18 protein-coding genes are annotated in these 19,124 nt (G+C 70.7%); 4 read left to right on the plus strand and 14 right to left on the minus strand.

Going from position 1 to position 19,124, the window contains the following annotated elements; all coding sequences use genetic code 11:
* Nucleotides 1-100: 100 nt before the first annotated feature.
* From O7623_RS00545 to O7623_RS00595, 11 genes are all read right to left on the minus strand, one after another.
* Complete coding sequence (locus O7623_RS00545) at nt 101-247, minus strand: hypothetical protein (RefSeq protein WP_282226596.1); 147 nt, start codon at nt 245-247, stop codon at nt 101-103.
* A complete protein-coding gene (locus tag O7623_RS00550) occupies nt 244-543 on the minus strand; it encodes a type II toxin-antitoxin system Phd/YefM family antitoxin (protein ID WP_282226597.1) in 300 nt (99 codons plus the stop codon). Before O7623_RS00550 ends, O7623_RS00545 begins: the two co-directional genes overlap by 4 nt.
* Before the next feature lie 176 nt (nt 544-719).
* Nucleotides 720-1,859 carry an ABC transporter substrate-binding protein gene (locus O7623_RS00555; protein ID WP_282226598.1) on the minus strand — a complete coding sequence of 380 codons (1,140 nt, stop codon included), beginning with the start codon at nt 1,857-1,859 and terminating at the stop codon, nt 720-722.
* A gap of 77 nt (nt 1,860-1,936) precedes the next feature.
* A complete protein-coding gene (locus O7623_RS00560; protein WP_282226599.1) occupies nt 1,937-2,701 on the minus strand; it encodes an ABC transporter permease subunit in 765 nt (254 codons plus the stop codon).
* On the minus strand, nt 2,698-3,513 hold the full coding sequence (locus O7623_RS00565) for an ABC transporter ATP-binding protein (RefSeq protein WP_282226600.1): 816 nt from the start codon (nt 3,511-3,513) through the stop codon (nt 2,698-2,700). The genes O7623_RS00560 and O7623_RS00565 overlap by 4 nt, the downstream gene beginning before the upstream one ends.
* A complete protein-coding gene (locus tag O7623_RS00570) occupies nt 3,510-4,415 on the minus strand; it encodes an ABC transporter permease subunit (protein WP_282226601.1) in 906 nt (301 codons plus the stop codon). Before O7623_RS00570 ends, O7623_RS00565 begins: the two co-directional genes overlap by 4 nt.
* A complete protein-coding gene (locus tag O7623_RS00575; protein WP_282226602.1) occupies nt 4,412-5,425 on the minus strand; it encodes a TIGR03842 family LLM class F420-dependent oxidoreductase in 1,014 nt (337 codons plus the stop codon). The genes O7623_RS00570 and O7623_RS00575 overlap by 4 nt, the downstream gene beginning before the upstream one ends.
* A gap of 14 nt (nt 5,426-5,439) precedes the next feature.
* On the minus strand, nt 5,440-6,846 hold the full coding sequence (hydA, locus tag O7623_RS00580; protein ID WP_282226603.1) for a dihydropyrimidinase: 1,407 nt from the start codon (nt 6,844-6,846) through the stop codon (nt 5,440-5,442).
* Nucleotides 6,847-6,862: 16 nt separating this feature from the next.
* The gene (locus O7623_RS00585) at nt 6,863-7,705 is read right to left on the minus strand and encodes a nitrilase-related carbon-nitrogen hydrolase (protein WP_282226604.1); all 843 of its coding nucleotides are present in this window, start codon (nt 7,703-7,705) and stop codon (nt 6,863-6,865) included.
* A 293-nt stretch (nt 7,706-7,998) separates the two neighbouring features.
* Nucleotides 7,999-9,081: a lytic polysaccharide monooxygenase gene (locus O7623_RS00590; protein WP_282226605.1), complete on the minus strand. Its 1,083-nt coding sequence runs from the start codon at nt 9,079-9,081 to the stop codon at nt 7,999-8,001.
* Between the two features lie 319 nt (nt 9,082-9,400).
* Nucleotides 9,401-10,861, minus strand: a complete 1,461-nt coding sequence (locus O7623_RS00595) for an RICIN domain-containing protein (RefSeq protein ID WP_282226606.1) — start codon at nt 10,859-10,861, stop codon at nt 9,401-9,403.
* 242 nt (nt 10,862-11,103) lie between these two features.
* Here O7623_RS00595 and O7623_RS00600 point away from each other — a divergent pair, with 242 nt between their 5' ends.
* The 3 genes from O7623_RS00600 to O7623_RS00610 all read left to right on the plus strand — a co-directional run bounded on the left by O7623_RS00600 (nt 11,104) and on the right by O7623_RS00610 (nt 14,696).
* Nucleotides 11,104-11,478, plus strand: coding sequence for an SCP2 sterol-binding domain-containing protein (locus O7623_RS00600; protein WP_282226607.1), 375 nt, complete (start codon nt 11,104-11,106; stop codon nt 11,476-11,478).
* 35 nt (nt 11,479-11,513) lie between these two features.
* Nucleotides 11,514-13,508 carry a glycogen debranching N-terminal domain-containing protein gene (locus tag O7623_RS00605; RefSeq protein WP_282229676.1) on the plus strand — a complete coding sequence of 665 codons (1,995 nt, stop codon included), beginning with the start codon at nt 11,514-11,516 and terminating at the stop codon, nt 13,506-13,508.
* Nucleotides 13,509-13,592: 84 nt separating this feature from the next.
* The gene (locus O7623_RS00610; protein WP_282226608.1) at nt 13,593-14,696 is read left to right on the plus strand and encodes a Vms1/Ankzf1 family peptidyl-tRNA hydrolase; all 1,104 of its coding nucleotides are present in this window, start codon (nt 13,593-13,595) and stop codon (nt 14,694-14,696) included.
* 66 nt (nt 14,697-14,762) lie between these two features.
* On the opposite strand, the gene O7623_RS00615 is transcribed toward O7623_RS00610, so the two are convergent.
* A complete protein-coding gene (locus O7623_RS00615) occupies nt 14,763-15,638 on the minus strand; it encodes a universal stress protein (protein WP_282226609.1) in 876 nt (291 codons plus the stop codon).
* A complete protein-coding gene (locus O7623_RS00620) occupies nt 15,635-16,609 on the minus strand; it encodes a nitroreductase family protein (protein WP_282229677.1) in 975 nt (324 codons plus the stop codon). Before O7623_RS00620 ends, O7623_RS00615 begins: the two co-directional genes overlap by 4 nt.
* Nucleotides 16,610-16,749: 140 nt before the next feature.
* On the opposite strand from O7623_RS00620, the gene O7623_RS00625 reads away from it, so the two are divergent.
* Nucleotides 16,750-17,388, plus strand: coding sequence for a response regulator transcription factor (locus O7623_RS00625; RefSeq protein WP_282226610.1), 639 nt, complete (start codon nt 16,750-16,752; stop codon nt 17,386-17,388).
* Between the two features lie 7 nt (nt 17,389-17,395).
* Here O7623_RS00625 and O7623_RS00630 read toward each other — a convergent pair whose 3' ends face one another.
* Entirely contained in the window at nt 17,396-19,024 is a 1,629-nt protein-coding gene (locus O7623_RS00630; protein WP_282229678.1) for a GAF domain-containing sensor histidine kinase, read from the minus strand.
* Nucleotides 19,025-19,124 lie beyond the last annotated feature (100 nt).

The raw sequence follows: 19,124 nt of genomic DNA on the forward strand, positions 1-19,124 counted from the left end.
CCAGCGACGGCGAACGACTCCGCCGAATCCAACACGCAGCTACATCGGGTTGTGGGACGTTGAGCCGATCACGAAGAAAGCGGCGGCCGACCTGGGCGGCTCACGAGTAGACGTCCTTGCGGTGCCCCAAGGCGTGGATGGTCAGCTCGTCGCCGTCGAGACGGTATAGGACCTGATAGTCACCGACGCGTAGCCGGTGCCCTGATCCGTCGCGCATCTCGGTGGCATTCTGTGGTGCTGGGTTCACGCAGCCTCACCGCCGGCACGGTCGGCTAGCAGCGCTTCGACCTCGCGAGGGTCGACCCCGAGCGACTCCAGGGCCGCCGACAGTGGTACGAACTCTCCCTCGGCCCGGGATCGGGCGATCGTCGCGGCGTCCCGGCGGTCGCGGAACGCCTCGATCTCTTCCCACTCGTCGATGCCGATCAGCACGGCCACCGGCCGCTCGTACTTGGTGATGATGACCGGCTCGCCGGTCCGTTCCACGCCGTCCAGCACCCGACCCGCGCCGTCGCGGAACTCCCGCAGCGTAATCGTCGTCATGTACCGAACGGTACCGTGAGGTACCGCTTTCTTCGGGAATCCGCCCGCAAGCGGTGCTGGCTTGAGCTGGGTTAGGAGGATCAGTTGACGAAAAACCGGGCGACGCGCCGGTGCCGTCCCGGTTTTTCGTCAACTGATCATGGTGAGTAGGTGCGCGGTCGGCTGCCCGCCTCGGCTCAGGCGCCGCCGGGGTTGAGGGTCACGGTCAGCGGGGTGAAGTCGGCCCCGGTCACGTCCACGCCGTCGGCCTTCGCCGCTTCGAGCGCCTGGTTGATGTAGTCGTTGGTGTAGGCCAACCCCTCCGGCTCGGCGGTCAGCACCGTCTGGCCGTCCTGGTTCTTCGTGGCCAGGGACAACTCGACGGTACGGGCCCAGTCCGCCTCGTCGATCAGCCCGATCCCGCCGGTCGACGGCCAGATCAGCTTGTTGACCTCGTTGACCTGCCACAGCTGGTGGCTGGCACCCAGCGTCGACCCGGCCGCGACGGAGAGATCCCGGCACTCCTCCGGGTTGTCCCGGCAGTACGCCCAGCCCTTGATCGTGCCGGTGAGGAACTTGACCGTCTGCTCCTGGTACGCCGGGTCGTCGAGCTTGGTGGTGTCGGCCCAGATGGCGTCCTGCAGCATCGCGGTCCCGACCTCGTTCCAGTCGAGCACCGTGAAATCGTCCGGCGTGTACAGCTCACCGGTGTCCGGGTTCTCCGCCTCCAGCAGCTGCGCGTACTCGTTGTAGCTCATCGCCTGGGCGGCGTCGATGTCGCCGCGCAGCAGCGCCTGCATGTCGAACTGCTGCTGCACCAGGGTCACGTCCGACCCCGGGTCCAGCCCGGCCTGGGTCATCGCGGCGAACAGTTCGAACTCGTTGCCGAAGCCCCAGTTGCCGACCTTCTTGCCACGCAGGTCCGCGGGGGAGCTGATGCCGGAGTCGGCGAACGCCACCTGGTAGGTGCCGGAGCGAGCGAAGATCTGCCCGACGTCGGTGATCTCGGCACCCTGTTCCCGCGACGCGAGCGCCTTCGGCACCCAGGCGATCGCGTAGTCGGCCTGCCCCTGGGCGAGCACCGTCTGCGGGACGATGTCCACCCCACCTTCGATCAGCTCGACGTCGAGCCCTTCCTCCTCGTAGAAGCCCTTCTCGACGGCCGCGATGTAGCCGGCGAACTGGGCCTGGAAGAACCACTGCAACTGGACCTTCACCGTGGTGGTGCCGTCGGTGGCACCACCACCGGCGTCCGGTTCGGCGTCCGCCGTACCGCAGGCGCTGATCAGCAGCGCGGCACCCGTCAGCGCCGCCGCGGCGGCCAACCGTCTTCTCATGTCCGCTGTTCCTCCTGGTCGCGATGATGGAGCGGGGGACTACGGCGCGAGGACGGGTGCGCCAGGGGAGGTGGGGGTCACGGGGTCTGGCCGGTGCGCCAGGGCATCGCGAGGCGTTCCAGCAGCAGGGTCGCCAGGTAGAAGACCAGGCCGAGCAGGCAGGCGCCGACGACGAACGCCCAGGCCCGGGGGTACGCGGTAAGCGACGCCGCCGAGGTGATCCGCGCCCCCAGCCCGTCCTGCAGCCCGCCGAAGTACTCGGCGACCACGGCCGCGATCACCGCCAACGACGACGCCTGCCGCAGCCCGGTGAAGACGAACGGCAGCGCGCCGGGCAGCCGGACCAGCCGGGCGAACGTCGCGCCGCTGGCGGCGTAGCTGTCCATCAGCTCCCGGTGGATCGGCTGCACCTGGCGCAGCCCGCGCAGCGTGTTGACGAAGACCGGGAAGAACGCGACCAGGCCGACCACGATCCGCCGTGGCACGCTGCTGGCCGCGTCGAACATGTTGTTGAGCACCGGGGCGAGCGCGATGATCGGCAGCGCGTTGACCAGCGCCGCCAGCGGCACCGACACCTCGCTGAGCAGCCGCAGCCGGCTGACCGCCAACGCCACCAGCACCCCGAGCGTCGCCCCGGCGAGCAGCCCGATCAGCGCGTTGGTGCCGCTGGCCAGCCCGGCGGTCAGCACCACCGTACGGCTGGCCCAGAACTGTTCGGCGATCGCCGACGGGGCCGGCAGCACGTACGAGGCGACCCGGCCCAGCCGTACCGTCGCTTCCCACAGCGCCAGCCCGGCGAGCCCGACAGCGACCGGCGGCCCGGCCGCCCGCAACGATCTCACGACGCCGCCGGCCCGGCTGCCGCCGATTCCACAGCCGGAGCGCCGGTGCCGCGCAGCGCCCGGCGGACCTCGGTGACGGCGGCGAAGAACTCCGCCGACTGCCGGGTCTGCTCGGTGCGCTCGCCGAGGTCGACGTCGACGACGGCGGTGATCCGACCCGGCCGGGCCGACATCACCACCACCCGGTCGGACAGGTACACCGCCTCGGAGATCGAGTGGGTGACGAAGACGGTGCTGGTCGCGGTGCGGGCGCAGATGCCGAGCAGCTCGTCCTGCAGGCGTTCGCGGGTCATCTCGTCGAGGGCACCGAACGGTTCGTCCATCAACAGCAACGGCGGGTGTACGGCGAGCGCCCGCGCGATCGCCACCCGCTGCTGCATGCCGCCGGAGAGCTGGGCCGGGTAGTGGCCGGCGAAGTCGGCCAACCCGACCAGGGCCAGCATCTCGTCGACCCGTTCCCGCCGCTGCGCCCGCCGGACCCCGCGCAACTCCAACGGCAGTTCGACGTTGCGCCGCACGGTCCGCCAGTCGAAGAGGCCGGCCTGCTGGAAGGCGATGCCGTACTCCTGGTCCAGTCTGGCCTGCCGGGCGGGCTTGCCGTTGACGGTGACCGTGCCGGCGGTCGGGGTGATCAGGTCGGCGATCAGCCGCAGCAGGGTGCTCTTGCCGCAGCCGGACGGCCCGATCAGCGACACGAACTCGCCCCGGCCGATGGTCAGATCCACCCCGGTCAGCGCGGTGACCGCGTCGGCCCGGCCGGCGTTGAAGACCTTGTCGACTCCGCTGAGAGTCACCGCGTGTTCGGTGCTCATCCGGTCACCGCCACTCGCCGCTGGTGCCGCGTCAGCCCCAGCTCCAGCAGGGTCACCGTGGCGGCGACGACCAGGCCGAGCGCGGCGGCACCGAGGATCGCCGCGTACACCTTCGCCGGGGCGCTGGTCGCCTGCCGGGAGTACTCCAGGATCAGCCGGCCGATGCCGCCCCGGGTGCCGGTGGAGATCTCCCCGACGACCGCGCCGACCACGGCGGCCGCCCCGGCCAGCCGCAGCGCCGGGAACAGGTACGGCAGCGCGGCCGGGGCCCGCAGCTTCCACAGGGTGCGCCACCAGCCGGCCGCGTAGCTGCGCATCAGCTCCACCCCGGCGGCCGGCGGCGACTGCAGGCCGCGCAGCATGCCGACGGCGACCGGGAAGAACGCCAGGTACGCGGCGATCACCGCGACCGACATCCACGGCTGCCACGGGTAGGCACCGATCGACAGCCGCCCGCCCCAGCCGGCGATCACCGGGGCGAGGGCGACGAGCGGCACGGTCTGCGACAGCACCACGTACGGCAGCAGTCCCCGTTCGACGATCCGCAGCCGCTGCATCGCCACCGCCAGGATCAGCCCGACCAGCGTGCCGGCGGCGAACCCGACGCCGGTCACCCCGAGGGTGAACAGGCAGGCGTCGACGACGACCCGCCACACCGGCTGGCCGGCGGCGACGTCGACGGCACCGAGGCCGGCGACCACATCGGCCAGGTGCGGCATGGCGGCGTCGTCGGCGCGCGGCAGCAGCGGTACGCCGAACAGATCCGTACCGTCGGGGTCGCCGACCAGTTTGTAGCCTTCCCAGGCTGCGGCGGCGAGGGCGAGCGCCGCCAACGCGGCCCCGGCGACGCCGACCCGGCGCGCCCAGCCGCTGGTCGGGCCGATGGTCCGGCCGCTGGTCAAGACGCGACCACCTGGCGGTACGCGGGGATGATCTGCTCGCCGTACGCGGCCAGGGTTTCCTGCTTGGCGTCGTGTTGCAGGTAGACGGCGAACTGGTCGACGCCGAGGTCACGTAGCTCGGCGAGCCGCCGCAGGTGCTCGTCGACCGGGCCGAGCAGGCAGAACCGGTCGACGATCTCGTCCGGTACGAAGTCGGTGTGGGTGTTGCCGGCCCGGCCGTGTTCGGCGTAGTCGTAGCCCTGGCGGCCGGCGATGTAGTCGGTGAGCACCTTCGGCACCGCGCTGCCGTCACCGCCGTAACGGGCGACGATGTCGGCGATGTGGTTGCCGACCATGCCGCCGAACCAGCGGGTCTGCTCCCGCTGGTGGGCCAGGTCGTCGCCGACGTAGGCGGGGGCGGCGACGCAGAAGGTGACCGCGTCCGGGTCACGGCCGGCCCGCTGCGCGGCGGCCCGGACCGCGCCGATCATCCAGGCGGCGATGTCCGGGTCGGCGAGCTGCAGGATGTAGCCGTCGCCGACCTCGCCGGCCAGGGCGAGCGCCTTCGGCCCGTACGCGGCGACCCACACCTCCAGCGCCCCGTCGCTGACCCACGGCAGGGTGATGTCCCGGTCGCGGTAGCGTACGGTCCGCCCGGCGGCCAGGTCACGGATGACGGTGACGCATTCGCGCAGCTCGGCGAGGGTGGTGGGGCGGGCACCGAGGACCCGTACCGCCGAGTCGCCCCGGCCGATGCCGCAGACCGTGCGGTTGCCGTACATCTCGTTGAGGGTGGCGAACGTCGACGCGGTGACGGTCCAGTCCCGGGTGCTGGGGTTGGTCACCATCGGCCCGACCGTCACCGACGAGGTGGCGGCGAGGATCTGGCTGTAGATGACGAACGGCTCCTGCCACAGTACGTGCGAGTCGAACGTCCACACGTGACTGAAGCCGGCCTGTTCGGCCTGCTGGGCCAGCGACACCAGCTCCCGGCCGGGCGGGTCACACTGGAACACGACGCCGAAGTCCATCTGGCGTACCCCCTTCAGAGCAGGTAGTCCGACAGGCCACGGCGCAGGTAGCGGCCGTGGCCGGCGCGCCCGTGGTACGCCCCGTCGCCGCTGACCAGCACGGTGCCGCGCGACAGCACGGTGTCGACCTTGCCGGCGATCTCGAACCCTTCGTACGCCGAGTGGTCCATGTTCATGTGGTGGGTGGCCGCCGAGATGGTGGTCCGCCCGGCCGGGTCGTAGACGACGATGTCGGCGTCGGAGCCGGGGGCGATGACGCCCTTGCGCGGGTAGAGGCCGAACATTCGGGCCGGGGTGGTGGCGATCGTCTCCACCCAGCGGGCCAGGGACAGTTTGCCGTCGACGACACCCTGGTAGACCAGGTCGACCCGGTGTTCGACGCCGCCGATCCCGTTGGGGATCTTGGAGAAGTCGCCGAGACCGAGTTCCTTCTGGTCCTTGAAGCAGAACGGGCAGTGGTCGGTGGAGACCACCGCCAGGTCGTTGGTGCGCAGCCCCCGCCACAGGTCGGCGCGGTGTGGTTCGTGCTTGCTGCGCAGCGGCGTGGAGCAGACCCACTTGGCACCTTCGAAACCGGGCGCGCCGAGCTGGTCCTCCAGGGTCAGGTAGAGGTACTGCGGGCAGGTCTCGGCGAAGACGTTGCGGCCGGTGTCGCGGGCGGACGCGACGGCGGCGAGGGCTTCGCTGGCGGACAGGTGCACGATGTAGAGCGGGCAGTCGGCGGCGACCCCGGCCAGCGCGATGGCCCGGTGCGTCGCTTCGGCCTCCAACGCGGCCGGGCGGGTCAGCCCGTGGTGGACCGGGTCGGTCTCACCCCGGGCCAGGGCCTGACCGATGAGGACGTCGATCGCGATGCCGTTCTCCGCGTGCATCATGATCATGGCGCCGTTGTCGCGGGCCTTCTGCATCGCCCGCAGGATCTGCCCGTCGTCGCTGTAGAACACCCCCGGGTACGCCATGAACAGCTTGAAGCTGGTGATCCCCTCGGTGGCGACCAGCGAGTCCATCGCCTTGAGCGACTCGTCGTCCACCCCGCCGATGATCATGTGGAAGCCGTAGTCGACGTGGCAGTTGCCCTGCGCCTTGGCGTGCCAGGCGGCCAGCCCGTCGCCGACCACCTCACCGGCGCGCTGCACCGCGAAGTCGATGATGGTGGTGGTGCCGCCGAAGGCCGCGGCCTTCGTACCGGTGTCGAAAGTGTCGCTGGCGAAGGTGCCGCCGAACGGCAGCTCCATGTGGGTGTGCACGTCGACGCCGCCGGGGATGACGTACTTGCCGGCCGCGTCGAGGACCTCGACCCCGTCGGCCGGGCCGGCGCCGGGGGCGTAGATCGCGGCGATCGTCTCGCCGTCGACGAGCACGTCGGCGGCGTACGGCCCGGTGGGTCCGACGACGGTGCCGCCGGTGATCAGCAGACTCATGGCTTCCTCCGCCGGCTCAGGGCTGGACCAGGTCGCCGTAGGCGTCCGGGCGGCGGTCGCGGTAGAAGGCCCAGCGGTTGCGGACCGTCTCGATCAGACCGAGGTCGAGGTCCCGGACGATCAACTCCGGCTGGTACGGGTCCCCGGTGTCGCCGACGAACTTGCCTTCCGGGTCGACGAAGTACGACGTGCCGTAGAAGTCGTTGTCGCCGTAGTCGGCCTCGACGCCGACCCGGTTGATCGCGGCGATGAAGTACTCGTTGGCCACGGCGGCGGCCGGCTGTTCCAGCTTCCACAGGTACGACGACAGGCTGCGGCTGGTCGCCGACGGGTTGAACACGATCTGCGCGCCGGCCAGGCCCAGTGCCCGCCAGCCTTCGGGGAAGTGCCGGTCGTAGCAGATGTAGACGCCGATGCGGCCGACGGCGGTGTCGAAGACCGGGTAGCCGAGGTTGCCGGGGCGGAAGTAGAACTTCTCCCAGAAGCCTTTGACGTTGGGGATGTGGGTCTTGCGGAACTTGCCGAGGTAGCTGCCGTCGGCGTCGATCACGGCGGCGGTGTTGTAGAGCAGGCCGGCCTGCTCCCGTTCGTACATCGGCAGCACCATCACCATGCCGTGTTCGGCGGCGAGAGCCGCGAAGCGTTCGGTGGTCGGCCCGGGGATCGACTCGGCGTACGCGTAGTACTCGCTCTCCTGCACCTGGCAGAAGTACGGCCCGTAGAACAGCTCCTGGAAGCAGATGATCTTGGCGCCCTGGGCGGCGGCCCGCCGGACGTACTCCTCGTGCGCTTTGATCATGGATTCCTTGTCGCCGGTCCAGGCGGTCTGGACGATGGCGGCGCGGACGACTCCTGACATGGGCGGATCCCTTCTGCGGCACCGGTTTCGCGGCACCGTCGATCCACTGGAGAACAGCATGCTGATCCCGGCTCACCGGCCGTGATCTGCGCTTCCCGGCTGGCGAGAAGGTACGACTGTAACCACGCCGGCAATGGCAGACAATCATGTCCGTGTTACCGCTTGTTTCGGATGTGTTATGTGGTCGACCACTGTCGACGTGAGTCAATCTCTGGTGGGCCGGACATGACGACCGGGGCGGCGTCGCGACTCGCGACGCCGCCCCGGTCGGGGGGTGCTGGACTGGTACGCCGTCAGGAGGCGCTGCAGGTCACCGACGGGGTGCCGCCGGACGACGAGCCGATGAACCCGAAGCTGGTGCTGGCACCGGCGCCGAGGCTGCCGTTGTAGCTGACGTTACGGGCGGTCACCGTCGACCCGCTGGCCGAAACGGTGGCGTTCCACGCCTGCTGCACGGTCTGCCCGCTCGGGTAGGCCAGGGTCACCGTCCAGCCGCTGATCGCCGAGGAGCCGGCGGTCACCCGCACCTCGCCCTGGAATCCGCCGGACCAGGTCGAGGCGACGCTGTAGGTGGCGGTGCAGCCGGCCGAGCCGGGCGGCGGGGTGGTCGGCGGGGGAGTGGTCGGCGGGGCGGTGGTGGGCGGCGGAGTGGTCGGCGGGGCCGTGGTCGGCGGCGGGGTGCTGCTGCCGCCGAAGTTCACGTCGCTACAGAAGTAGTAGGACTGGTCGAAGTGGCTGGCCTGCCAGATGGTGTAGACCATGTGCCGGCCGGTGCGCCCCGGGGCGGTCGCCGGGATGTCGATCTGCACCCCGCTGGTCACGCTCTGCCAGCGCGAGGCCGGGGTGTTGCCGATCTGCGCGACGAGTTCCAGATCGCTCCACCGCAGGGCCTGGGTGACCGGGTTGAAGCCCTGCCGGGTGACGTACACCCGGATGTAGTCGGCACCGTGGCTGGCCCCGTCGAACAGTCGGACGTTGAACGAGTTGTTGATCGAGGTGGCCTGCCAGTTGCCGATGGTGTCCATCGCGTTGTAGCGGCCGCCCTGGGTGCGCCCGGCGCTGCAGAGCTGCCCGTCCGGGATGGCGCCCTGGTGGTTGCCGCCGACGCCTTCGCGGAAGAGGCCGTTCCAGTTCCACATGGCTTGGGGGTCTGCTTGCCAGGCCTGGTAACACATCGGGTCCTGGGTGGCCATTTCCGGTGCCATGTGGCGGTCGCCCCAGCGTTCGAAGCAGCCGTACGCGCGGGACGCGGGGCTGACGACCGAGCCGTGCGCGGAGGCGACGTTGGCCAGCGCGGTGGTGAGCAGCAGCGCGGCCGTGACAGCGACGACCAGGGCGTACAGCGCCAATGGTCGACGGACGGTGGTTGCGGACATCTGGAACTCCAACATCGGTTGGTTCGCACCGCGTCGACCAGCGGCTGACACCGGGTCCGCGCGGGCGCGAATGGGAACTGCCTGGATGTATGACCCCGACCGGAGTGCGCATCGACGCACCTCACGGTCCAGCGGAGAGTTGCCCTGCTCCCCGCGCAGCCGTCGACTCCCGAAGCCGTGCTGCCATGAGGCTGACAGTGAAATCGATTTTTGTCAATCATTGATGGGGTGTCGGTACCGGCCGGGGTGCGGTCACCGGTGACCGGGGCATCGACGGTGGTGCGCCGTCGATGCCCCGGCCGGTGTGTCGGAGTGTCGTTCAGAGGCCGATCCGGCCGGTGCCGGCGCCGTTGGTGACGACCGACTTGACCTGGCTCGCGGTGGTGAGGGTGTAGCCGTACGGGATGCCGGCGACGCTGCCGCCGGTCTGTCCGCTGCCGGAGTTGACGAAGTGGTTGTTACGGGCGACGAGGCTGCCGGGTCCCGAGGAACCTTCGCCGAGGTGGAACGGGTCGGAGGTGTTCTCGAAGTAGTTGCCTTCGACGAGGACGCCGGCGTTCATGGTGGAGGCGACGCCGTAGCCGCCGATGTTGCTGTAGAAGTTGTTGAAGACGTGGACCGGGTTGCCGAAGCGGACCCGGGGGTGACGCTGGTTGCTGCCGTCGAACCAGTTGTGGTGGTACGTGACCCGCAGGTGGCCGACGTCCTGGCTGGCGTTGCTGTCGGAGTGGCCGAGCAGCATCGACTTGTCGTGGCCGAAGACGCGGTTCCACGACACGGTGATGAAGTCTGAGCCGCGTTTGATGTCGACCGCGCCGTCGTACCCGTTGGTGAAGCTGTTGTGGTCGATCCAGATGTTGGTGGCGCTGCCTTCGACGTTGATGGCGTCGTCGTCCCAGTTACGGAAGTTGACGTTGCGGATGATGACGTTGCGGTTGCCGTTGATCGTGAACCCGCAGCCGGAGAGGGTGGCGCCGGAGCCGACACCGAGGATGGTCTTGTTGTCGCGGACCCGGATCATGCCGGAGCAGCTGATGGTGCCGGAGATCCGGATCACCGCCGCGCCGGAGGCGCCGACGGCGGAGGTGAGCGCGGACGCGCTGGTGACGGTGGTGGCCGATGCGCTGCCGCCGCCGGTGGTGCCGCCGTTCTGGGTGGCCCAGCCGACGATGCCGGTCGGGGTCTGGCCCGGCGGCGGTGTGGTCGGGGCGGGGTTGCCGCCGCCGACGGTGATCAGCTGCCACTGCTGGTTCCACCCGTTGAGGTCGGTGTAGCCGGCGAGGTAGCCGCCGTCGGCGGTGGACCACTCCCAGACGTCGATGGTCTTGTTGGAGTGCCGGTTGATGAACCGGACGTAGCCGCTGTCGGAGTCGGCGAGCCGCCAGTGCTGGCGGGTGGTGCCGTTGTCCGAGTTCTGCACCAGGCGGGTGCCGTCGCTGGCGTTGGGCAGTTCGAGGAACTTTCCGGAGTGTTCGGAGCGGATCTTGTAGTAGCCGCTGCCGACGTCGACGAACTGCCAGCGTTGGACGGCGGAGTCGTTGCGGCTCCACTGGCGGATCTCGGCGCCGTCGTTGGTCGCCCAGTTGTAGACGTCCATCGCCTTGTTGCTGTGCCGGCTGACGAAGACGTAGGTGGCGCTGGTGCTGACGGTGGCGGCGGATGCGGTGGTGATGCCGACGGCACCGATCGCGGCGGCGGCGATGGCGGCGGTGGCGCCGGCAAGGACGGCCAGCCGGCGTCGACGGCGGGTGCCGCTGGCGGCGGCGGTGGGTGTGGTCATCTGTGCGTACCTCCGGGACGGACCGTGATCGTACGGATCAGGGCTGGAGAAAGCGCTTTCCTCGCAGGGTATTGACATCTACCGATCAAGTCAACACGTCGGCCGGCCGGAACAGGGCACCCGAACAGGCCGTGTCGGCGTCGTCGCCAGGCACCCTGCCGGGTGATTTCCGACGCAACCGCCCGTGCCCCGCCGGCAAGACAGGGAAGCTCGCCTGGGTAGCGGACGACGGAGGTGGCGGATTGTCAGCGACCACGGAGGCCTTCTTCGCCGGTCTCGGTGCCGGCGCTCTCCGGCTGCCGCCGACGATCGACGCCACGCTCCGGTTCGACGTGCGGTACTCCGACCACACCGAGCAGTGGTGGCTGCGCTTCGCGGCCGGCACCGTCGCGGCCGAGCAGTCCGGTGCCGACGCGGACTGCGTCGCCGTCATCGACGGCCCGCTGTTCGAACGGCTACTACGTGGTGAGGAACGACTGACTCCGGCGTTCGTCCGGTACGCGTTCACCATCGAAGGCGACTTCACCATGGTGCCGGCCTTCGAGTGGCTGCTGCCCGACATGGTCGGTGCCCGTCACCCCCGACAACTGGCTCAGGGCTGGGGGAGAGCACGGTGAGGAACCTGAGCTACACCAGCATCCTCGACGGCATCATGTTCATGATCAGCGATGGTCGTGGTGACATCCTGCCCTCGACCGAGCTGCCGACCGGTCTCTTCTCCTTCGACATGAGGGTGCTCTCCACCTGGGACCTCACCGTCAACGGCGAGCGGCTCACCGCCCTGTCCATCGACGACCTGCAGTACTACGAGTCACGGTACTTCCTGGTGCCCGGCGAACCGACCCACTACGTCGACGCGAACCTCTCGGTGATCCGGCAACGCTCGGTCGGCGGCGGCCTGTTCCTGGAGCAGCTCACCGTCCTCAACCACCAGGAAGTGCCGGTGGACCTGCGGATCCGCCTCGACATCGGCACCGACTTCGCGGACATCACCGAGATCGCCGACGTACGAAAGAAGGGCAAGCTCTCGGTGGCCGTCGAGGAAGGCTCGCTGCACCTGCACTACCAGCGGGACAACCAGCGACGTGAGGTGGTCGTCTCCAGCAGCGCCGCCGCCGCCGTCGACGACCACGGCATGAGCTTCGACATCCGGGTCGGGCCGCACGACGCCTGGAACACCACCCTCCAGGTGGTGCTCTGGAGCCGAGGGGCCGAAGGGCGGGACATCCGGGAAGCGGTGCCCGCCTACGACACCCCCGCCAAGGTGGAGATGGGCAAAGCGCTCGAGGAGTGGCTGACCGCCGCACCTACCCTCACCTGCGACTCCGCGAGTCTCGACCAGGCGTACCACCGCAGCCTCACCGATCTCGCCGCGCTTCGGTACCGAGGCAACACCCGTGGCGAGATGACCTTCGCCGCCGGGCTGCCGTGGTTGATGGGACTGTTCGGCCGGGACGCGCTCATCACCTGTCTGCAGGCACTGCCGTTCGCTCCGCAGCTCACCCCCGGTGTGCTGCACACCCTCGCCGACGCGCAGGGCAGCCGGCTCGACGACTTCGCCGAGGAGGAGCCGGGCAAGATCCTGCAGGAGTTCCGGTACGGCGAGCGCGCCGGCTACGAAGAGATCGCCGCCTGCCCCTACTTCGGCGGAGCCGACACCACGCCGCTGTTCGTCATCGTGCTCGACGAGTACGAACGGTGGACCGGCGACGCCGAGCTCGCTCGCGAGCTGGAATTCAACGCCCGGCTCGCGCTCGACTGGATAGACGAGTACGGCGACATCATGGGCGACGGATACCTCTGGTACGCCTGCCGCAACGAACGGCTCGGCGTGCAGAACCAGTGCTGGAAGGACTCCGCCGACGGCATCTCCTACCACGACGGGCGGCTACCGGTCGGCCCCCGCGCCACCTGCGAACTGCAGGGCTACGCCTACGACGCGAAACGGCGCGGTGCCCGGCTGGCCCGCGAGATCTGGGGCGATCCGCAGTACGCCGACCGGCTGGACCGCGAAGCAGCCGAGCTGAAGAAGCGGTTCAACCGCGATTTCTGGATCTCCGACGGTAGCTACTTCGCGCTCGGCCTGGACGCCGACGGCAACCCGATCGACGCCTGCGCGTCGAACATGGGGCATCTGCTGTGGAGCGGCATCGTCGACCGGGGCAAGGCGCGACACGTCGTCAGCCACCTGATGAGCGCCCGGCTGTACTCCGGATGGGGCATCCGGACCCTCGCCGACGACGCCGGCCGCTACAGCCCGGTCGGCTACCACAACGGCACGGTCTGGCCGTTCGACAACTCGCTGATCGCCCTCGGCATGCGCCGGTACGGGTTCGACGAGGAGGCTGCCCGCGTCGCCGGTTCGATGATCGAAGCCGCACGCTTCTTCGACGGCCGGTTGCCCGGCGCGTTCACCGGCTACGACCGGACCTTGACGAAGTACCCGGTGCAGTTCCCCGCCGCCTGCAGCCCGCACTCCTGGTCCGCCGGAGCCGTGCTGATGTTCCTGCGGGTCATGCTGGGGCTGGAACCCAAGGGCGAGCACCTGATCGTCCGGCCACACCTGCCAAAGGACATCGGCCGCATCGAACTGCTGGACATCCCCGGCCGGTGGGGTCTGGTCGACGCCTTCGGCCGTGGCCACTGACCGGTGCGGTGGAGTACCGCGCCGGGTGACCGGGTACCGCGAAGCGACGAAGGAAAGGAACGCACCCAGGGGAAGGACGTACTTGTGACATCGACCCAGACCCGGACGACCGTCGCCGAGCTGGCCGGGGCGCACGGCCCCTTCGTGTCGCTCTACCTGGACACCAGCGGACCGGTCCCGGACGCCGCCCAGCAGGTGGAGCTGCGCTGGCGCGCCGCACGCCGCCGGCTCGCCGCCGCCGGAACGCCCGAGCGCCTGCTGGACGCGATCGAACCGTTCACGCGACGTGCCCACCCGGGCGGAGACACCCTCGTGGTGATCGCCGACGCCGCACAGGTCCGGCTCGTCCGGCAACTGCCGACTCCGCCGTCGGTGGAAGTCGCCACCTACGGTCCGGTCCCGCACCTGCTGCCGCTGCTGCGCTGGGAGCAGCGGCAGCTGCCGGTCCTGGTGGTGGCGACCGACCGGATCGGTGCCGAGATCGTGGCCATGCAGGCCGACGAGGTGGACCTCGCCGACACGGTCACCGGGGAGACGCTGCACATCACCCGGTCACAACCCGGCGGCTGGTCGCAGCGGCGGTTCCAGCAACGGGCCGAGGACCGCTGGGAGGCCAACGCCACCCTGGTCGCCGATCGGCTGGCCGAACTCGTCGACGAGATCCGGCCCCGGGCGATCGTGGTGACCGGCGACGTCCGTGCGGTGCAGTTCCTGCGGGACACGTCGTCGCCACGGGTGGCCGAGCTGCTGCACGAGGTGCAGGGCCCGTACGACAGCACGGACGCGGCGGTCGAACAGGCCGCCGAGGTGGTGCGTCGACTCGCCGACGCCGACGTCGCGGCGGCGGTCGAGACCTTCCAGCGGGAGCGCGGCCAGGCCGACCGGGCGACCGGCGGCGTCTCCGACACGCTGAACACCCTGGCCCGTCACCAGGTCGACACCCTGCTGCTGGTCGACGACCCGCAGCTGCTGGCCCGGCCGGCGTACACGGGTGAGAAGCCCGACCAGGTCGGCGCCACCGTCGGCGCGGTGAGCGCGCTCGGCGTCGACGAGCCCGTCCCGGCACCGGTCGGCGACGTCGCCACCTGGGCCGCGTTGGCGACCGGTGCCCGGGTGGTCGCCGTACCGACAGATCTCGCCGACCAGGTGCCCGACGGCGTCGGCGCGATCCTGCGCTACACCACTTGACGTCGACCCGCCCGGATCGGTGACCGCGACGGGGCGGTGACCGATCCGGATCGGTCACGCGCCGGCTCAGCGGTGGGAGTGCGGCCGGGCGACCAGCACCGGGCAGTGTGCGTGGTGCACCAGCGTCTGACTCACCGAGCCGAGCAGCAGCCCGGTGAACCCGCCCCGACCACGGGAACCGACGACGACCAGGCCGGCCGTCCGGCTGGCCTCCACCATCACCGCGTCGGCCTCCACCCCCTCCAACGGGCGTTTCTCCACCGCCAGGTCGGGGTGGCGGCGGCGGACCGCCCCCGCGGCCTCGTCGAGCACCTCGTCGGCCTCGGCCCGGGCGGCCTGCGCCGGCGCGGGAAACTCGCCGCTGTCGCGCATCGAATTCGGCCACCACACGTGCAGCAGCGTCAGGCCCACCCCCCGGGCGACGGCCTCGTCGGCGGCGATGAACAGGGCGGTCTCCGCGTGCGCCGACCCGTCGACGCCGACCAGCACCGAACCGTCGGCGTCGTCCGGCGCGTCCGGCGGACGGACCACCAGCACCGGGCAGTGCGCGTGCCCGGCCACCTGGGAGCTGACCGAGCCGAGCAGCAGCCCGGTGAACCCCCCGAGACCCCGGCTGCCGACCACCACCAGCTCCGCGTGCCGTGACTCCTCGATCAGGGTGGGTGCCCCGCCGGCGGCGACCTGCCGGGTCTCGACCACGAGCCCCGGCCACTGCGTGCGCAACTGCGCCGCGGTCTCGGCCAGCATCCGCTCGCCCTCCTCGTTCGGGCCCGGTAACTCCCCGTCGTAGGGGTTGATCGGGATCCCGTACCCGAAGGCGTGCAGGTATCCGTGCACCAGCACCAGTGGCGCGCCGTGGCGTGCCGCGGCACCGGCGGCGTGCCGGGCCGCGCACAGACTCGCTGGCGAACCGTCGACACCCACGACGATCGGGTCAGTCATGTTTCCTCCAGGACCGTGTCGATCACGTCGGCCGTGTCCCGACGCGGCGTCGGTCGACCTGGCTGACCGTATCCGATCCGGATGACCATCTGCGGGGAACCGAACCTGCCGAGCGCCAATCGCAGCTGCTCCCGGGCCTGGGCCACCTCGATCGGCTGGGACAGCATCGACGCCGCCAGACCGGCGTCGGTCACCGTCAACAGCACCCGCTGCAACGCCTGCCCGGCGACGATCTGGTCGCTGGGCGTGTTGCCGGCGGCGCCGAGCACGGCCACCAGCGGCTCCGACTCGAAGTCGCGTCCGGGCACCCGCAGCCAGTCGCCGAACGGCCGCTGCGGCAGCAGGTCCTGTGGCTCGGCGACCGGCCCACCGGAGATCGCCGGCACCCCGTCCGGCGCGGGGTAGTGCCGGGTCAACCGGGCCACCTCGGCCTGGTAGGCGGGATCCCGGTCGAGCACCCGGTGGGCGCTCATCGCGATCTCCGCGATCGCGCCGACCGCGGTCGAGCCGATCACCAGCTCCAGCCAGCCGTCCTCGGCCCGGGCGGCGTCGATGAGCCGTTGCCGGATCGGCGGCGGCACCGGATCGGGCCGGAACGGCAGCCGGTTGCTGTGCCGGCGGGGGATCGCCGCGTGCAGCCGGCACTCCGTGGGGGTGGCGGCGTGCGGGGCCGCCGGCACCAGCCGGGCCAGCAGATGCGGATCGGCCGGCTCCGGACGGAGTCGGACCTGTGCGGGTGTGCCGCCGACCGCCAACGCCAGCCGCAGGTTGTACAGGGCCGCGCCGCAGCCGATCCGGGCCGCCCAGCCGGTCGGGTCGCAGGCCGGCAGCAGCCGGCTCTGGTCGAGTCGTACCTCGATCGCACCGTCGGCCAGCCGGAACCGCCACGGCTGGTAGTTGTGCAGTGACGGGGCGCGGACCGCCGCGGTCACCGCGGTACGGAGCTGCTCCAGGGTGAACGTGGTGGTCAACATGCCTACACGATCCGCCCTGCCCGCCGGCGGCGGCAGGGTCGGATGTCCCGGATTCATGGGCCCCCCGCCCCGCCGGACCCCGCCACGCGGGACCTTCGACCCTGGCAACCGGATGCGCAACCGGGTAGAAACAGGGGATGATCCGCGTGTTCCTGCTCGACGACCACGAAGTGGTCCGCCGTGGCCTCGCCGACCTGCTGCAGAGCAGCGGTGACATCGAAGTGATCGGCGAGTCCGGCTCAGCCCAGGAAGCGAGTCGGCGGATCCCGGCGCTGCGGCCCGACGTGGCGATCCTCGACGCCCGACTGCCCGACGGCAACGGTATCGACGTCTGCCGCGACATTCGGGCCGTCGACTCCTCGATCAACGGGCTCATCCTCACTTCGTACGAGGACGACGAGGCGCTGTTCGCCGCGATCATGGCCGGCGCCGCCGGCTACGTGCTCAAGCAGATCCGCGGCACCGACCTGGTCGACGCGGTGCGGCGGGTCGCCGCCGGCCAGTCGCTGCTCGACCCGGCGGTCACCCGTCGGGTGCTGGAGCGGATCCGCAGTGGCGTCGAGGAACCGCACGAGCTGAAGTCCCTCACCGAGCAGGAACGTCGGATCCTGGAGTACGTCGCCGAAGGGCTGACCAACCGGGAGATCGCCGGCAAGATGTTCCTGGCCGAGAAGACCGTCAAGAACTACGTCTCCAGCCTGCTGGCCAAGCTCGGCCTGGAGCGGCGGACCCAGGCGGCGGTCCTCGCCACCCGGCTGCTCGGCCCCCGCCACTGAGCGACGGTCAGTCCCGCAGCGGGACCGTCCAGGTCAGGAGCGTGCCCCGGGGGTCCGCCGTGGCGATGGTGAACGTCCCGCCGTGCTGCTCGGCGCGCTGACGCATGTTCACCAGCCCGCCCCGGGCGGCCGCCGGGTCGACCCCGACGCCGTCGTCGGCCACCGTCAGCTCGACGTGGCCGTCGAGCACCCGTACCCGCACCATGACCCGGCTGGCCCGGGCGTGGCGGACCACGTTCGACAGCGCCTCCCGCAGCACCGCCAGCAGGTCCGGGCGGACCGGATCCGGCACGGCGCTGTCCACCGGGCCGGACAACTCCAGCGCGGGCCGGAACCCGAGGCCGTCGGCGGCCAGGTCGACCGCCTCCCGCAGCTCGGTCCGCAGTGCGGCGCTCATCGGCGTACGCAGCTCGAAGATCGCCCGGCGGATGTCGCGGATCGTGGAGTCCAGGTCGTCGACCGCCGCGTTGATCCGTTGCCCGATCTCCGGCCGGCCGGTCAACGGCATCGCGCTCTGCAGCTGCAGCCCGGTGGCGAACAGCCGCTGGATCACCACGTCGTGCAGGTCGCGGGCGATCCGCTCGCGGTCCTCCAGCACCACCAGCAGCTCGCGTTCCTCCTGGGCGCGGGCCCGTTCCATGGCCAACGCCGCCTGCCCGGCGAAGCTCGCCAGCAGCGGCAGGTCGCCGTCGGCCGGCACGGCCGCGTCGGCGCGGTGCGCCACCACCAGTACGCCGTGCATCGTGTCGGCCACCGTCAACGGTGACACCACGGCGGGGCCCGTGGTGACCGGCACCGGCCAGGGTGCCGCCTTCGCCAGGCTCTCCACCATCCGGTGTTCGCCGCTGGCGACCGCGTCGGCGAAGCTCGTCTCGCCGGCCGGCAACGCCGCGCCGACCAGACCCGGGACCGTCCCCTGCGCGGAGTCGACGACCTCGACGGTGAACTGGCCGGCTTCGTCGTCGTTGACCAGTACCAGCACCAGTTCCGCCTCGGCGACCTCTCGGGCCCGCCGCGCCACCAGGGTGAGCGCGTCGGTACGGCGTACCGTGCCGAGCAGCACACCGGTGATCTCGGCGGTGGCCGCCAGCCAGCGTTCCCGCCGGCTGGCCAGCTCGTAGAGCCGGGCGTTCTCGATGGCGACGCCGGCTGCGGCGGCCAACGCCACCACGATCTCCTCGTCGTCGTCGGTGAACTCGGCCGCCCCCTGCTTCTCCGCCAGGTACAGGTTGCCGAAGACCTGGTCGCGGATGCGCAGCGGGACGCCGAGGAAGCTGTGCATCGGCGGGTGGTGCGGCGGGAAGCCGTACGACCGGGGGTGGGTGGTGATGTCCGGCATCCGCACCGGTGCCGGGTCGTCGATGAGCAGGCCGAGCACGCCTCGGCCATGTGGCAGGTCACCGATCGCGGCGTGGGTGGCCGGGTCCACGCCGTGGGTGACGAAGTCGACCAGTTGCCGGTCCGGTCCGATCACCCCGAGCGCGCCGTAGCGGGCACCGGCCAGTCCGCACGCCGCCTCGACGATGCGTCGCAGCGTGCTGTGCAGGTCCAGGTCGCTGCCGATGCCGACCACCGCGTCGAGCAACGCCCGGAGCCGTTCCCGGCTGGTGACGACCTCGCCGACCCGGTCGAGCATCTCCTGCAGCAGCTCGTCCAACCGGACCCGCGACAGCGGGGTCAGACCCAGCGACGGCAGGTCGCGGTGTTCCTCGGGCGGGGGGATGGCGGCCACGACC

The sequence above is a fragment of the Solwaraspora sp. WMMD791 genome (assembly GCF_029581195.1).
Classification (GTDB): Bacteria; Actinomycetota; Actinomycetes; order Mycobacteriales; family Micromonosporaceae; genus Micromonospora_E.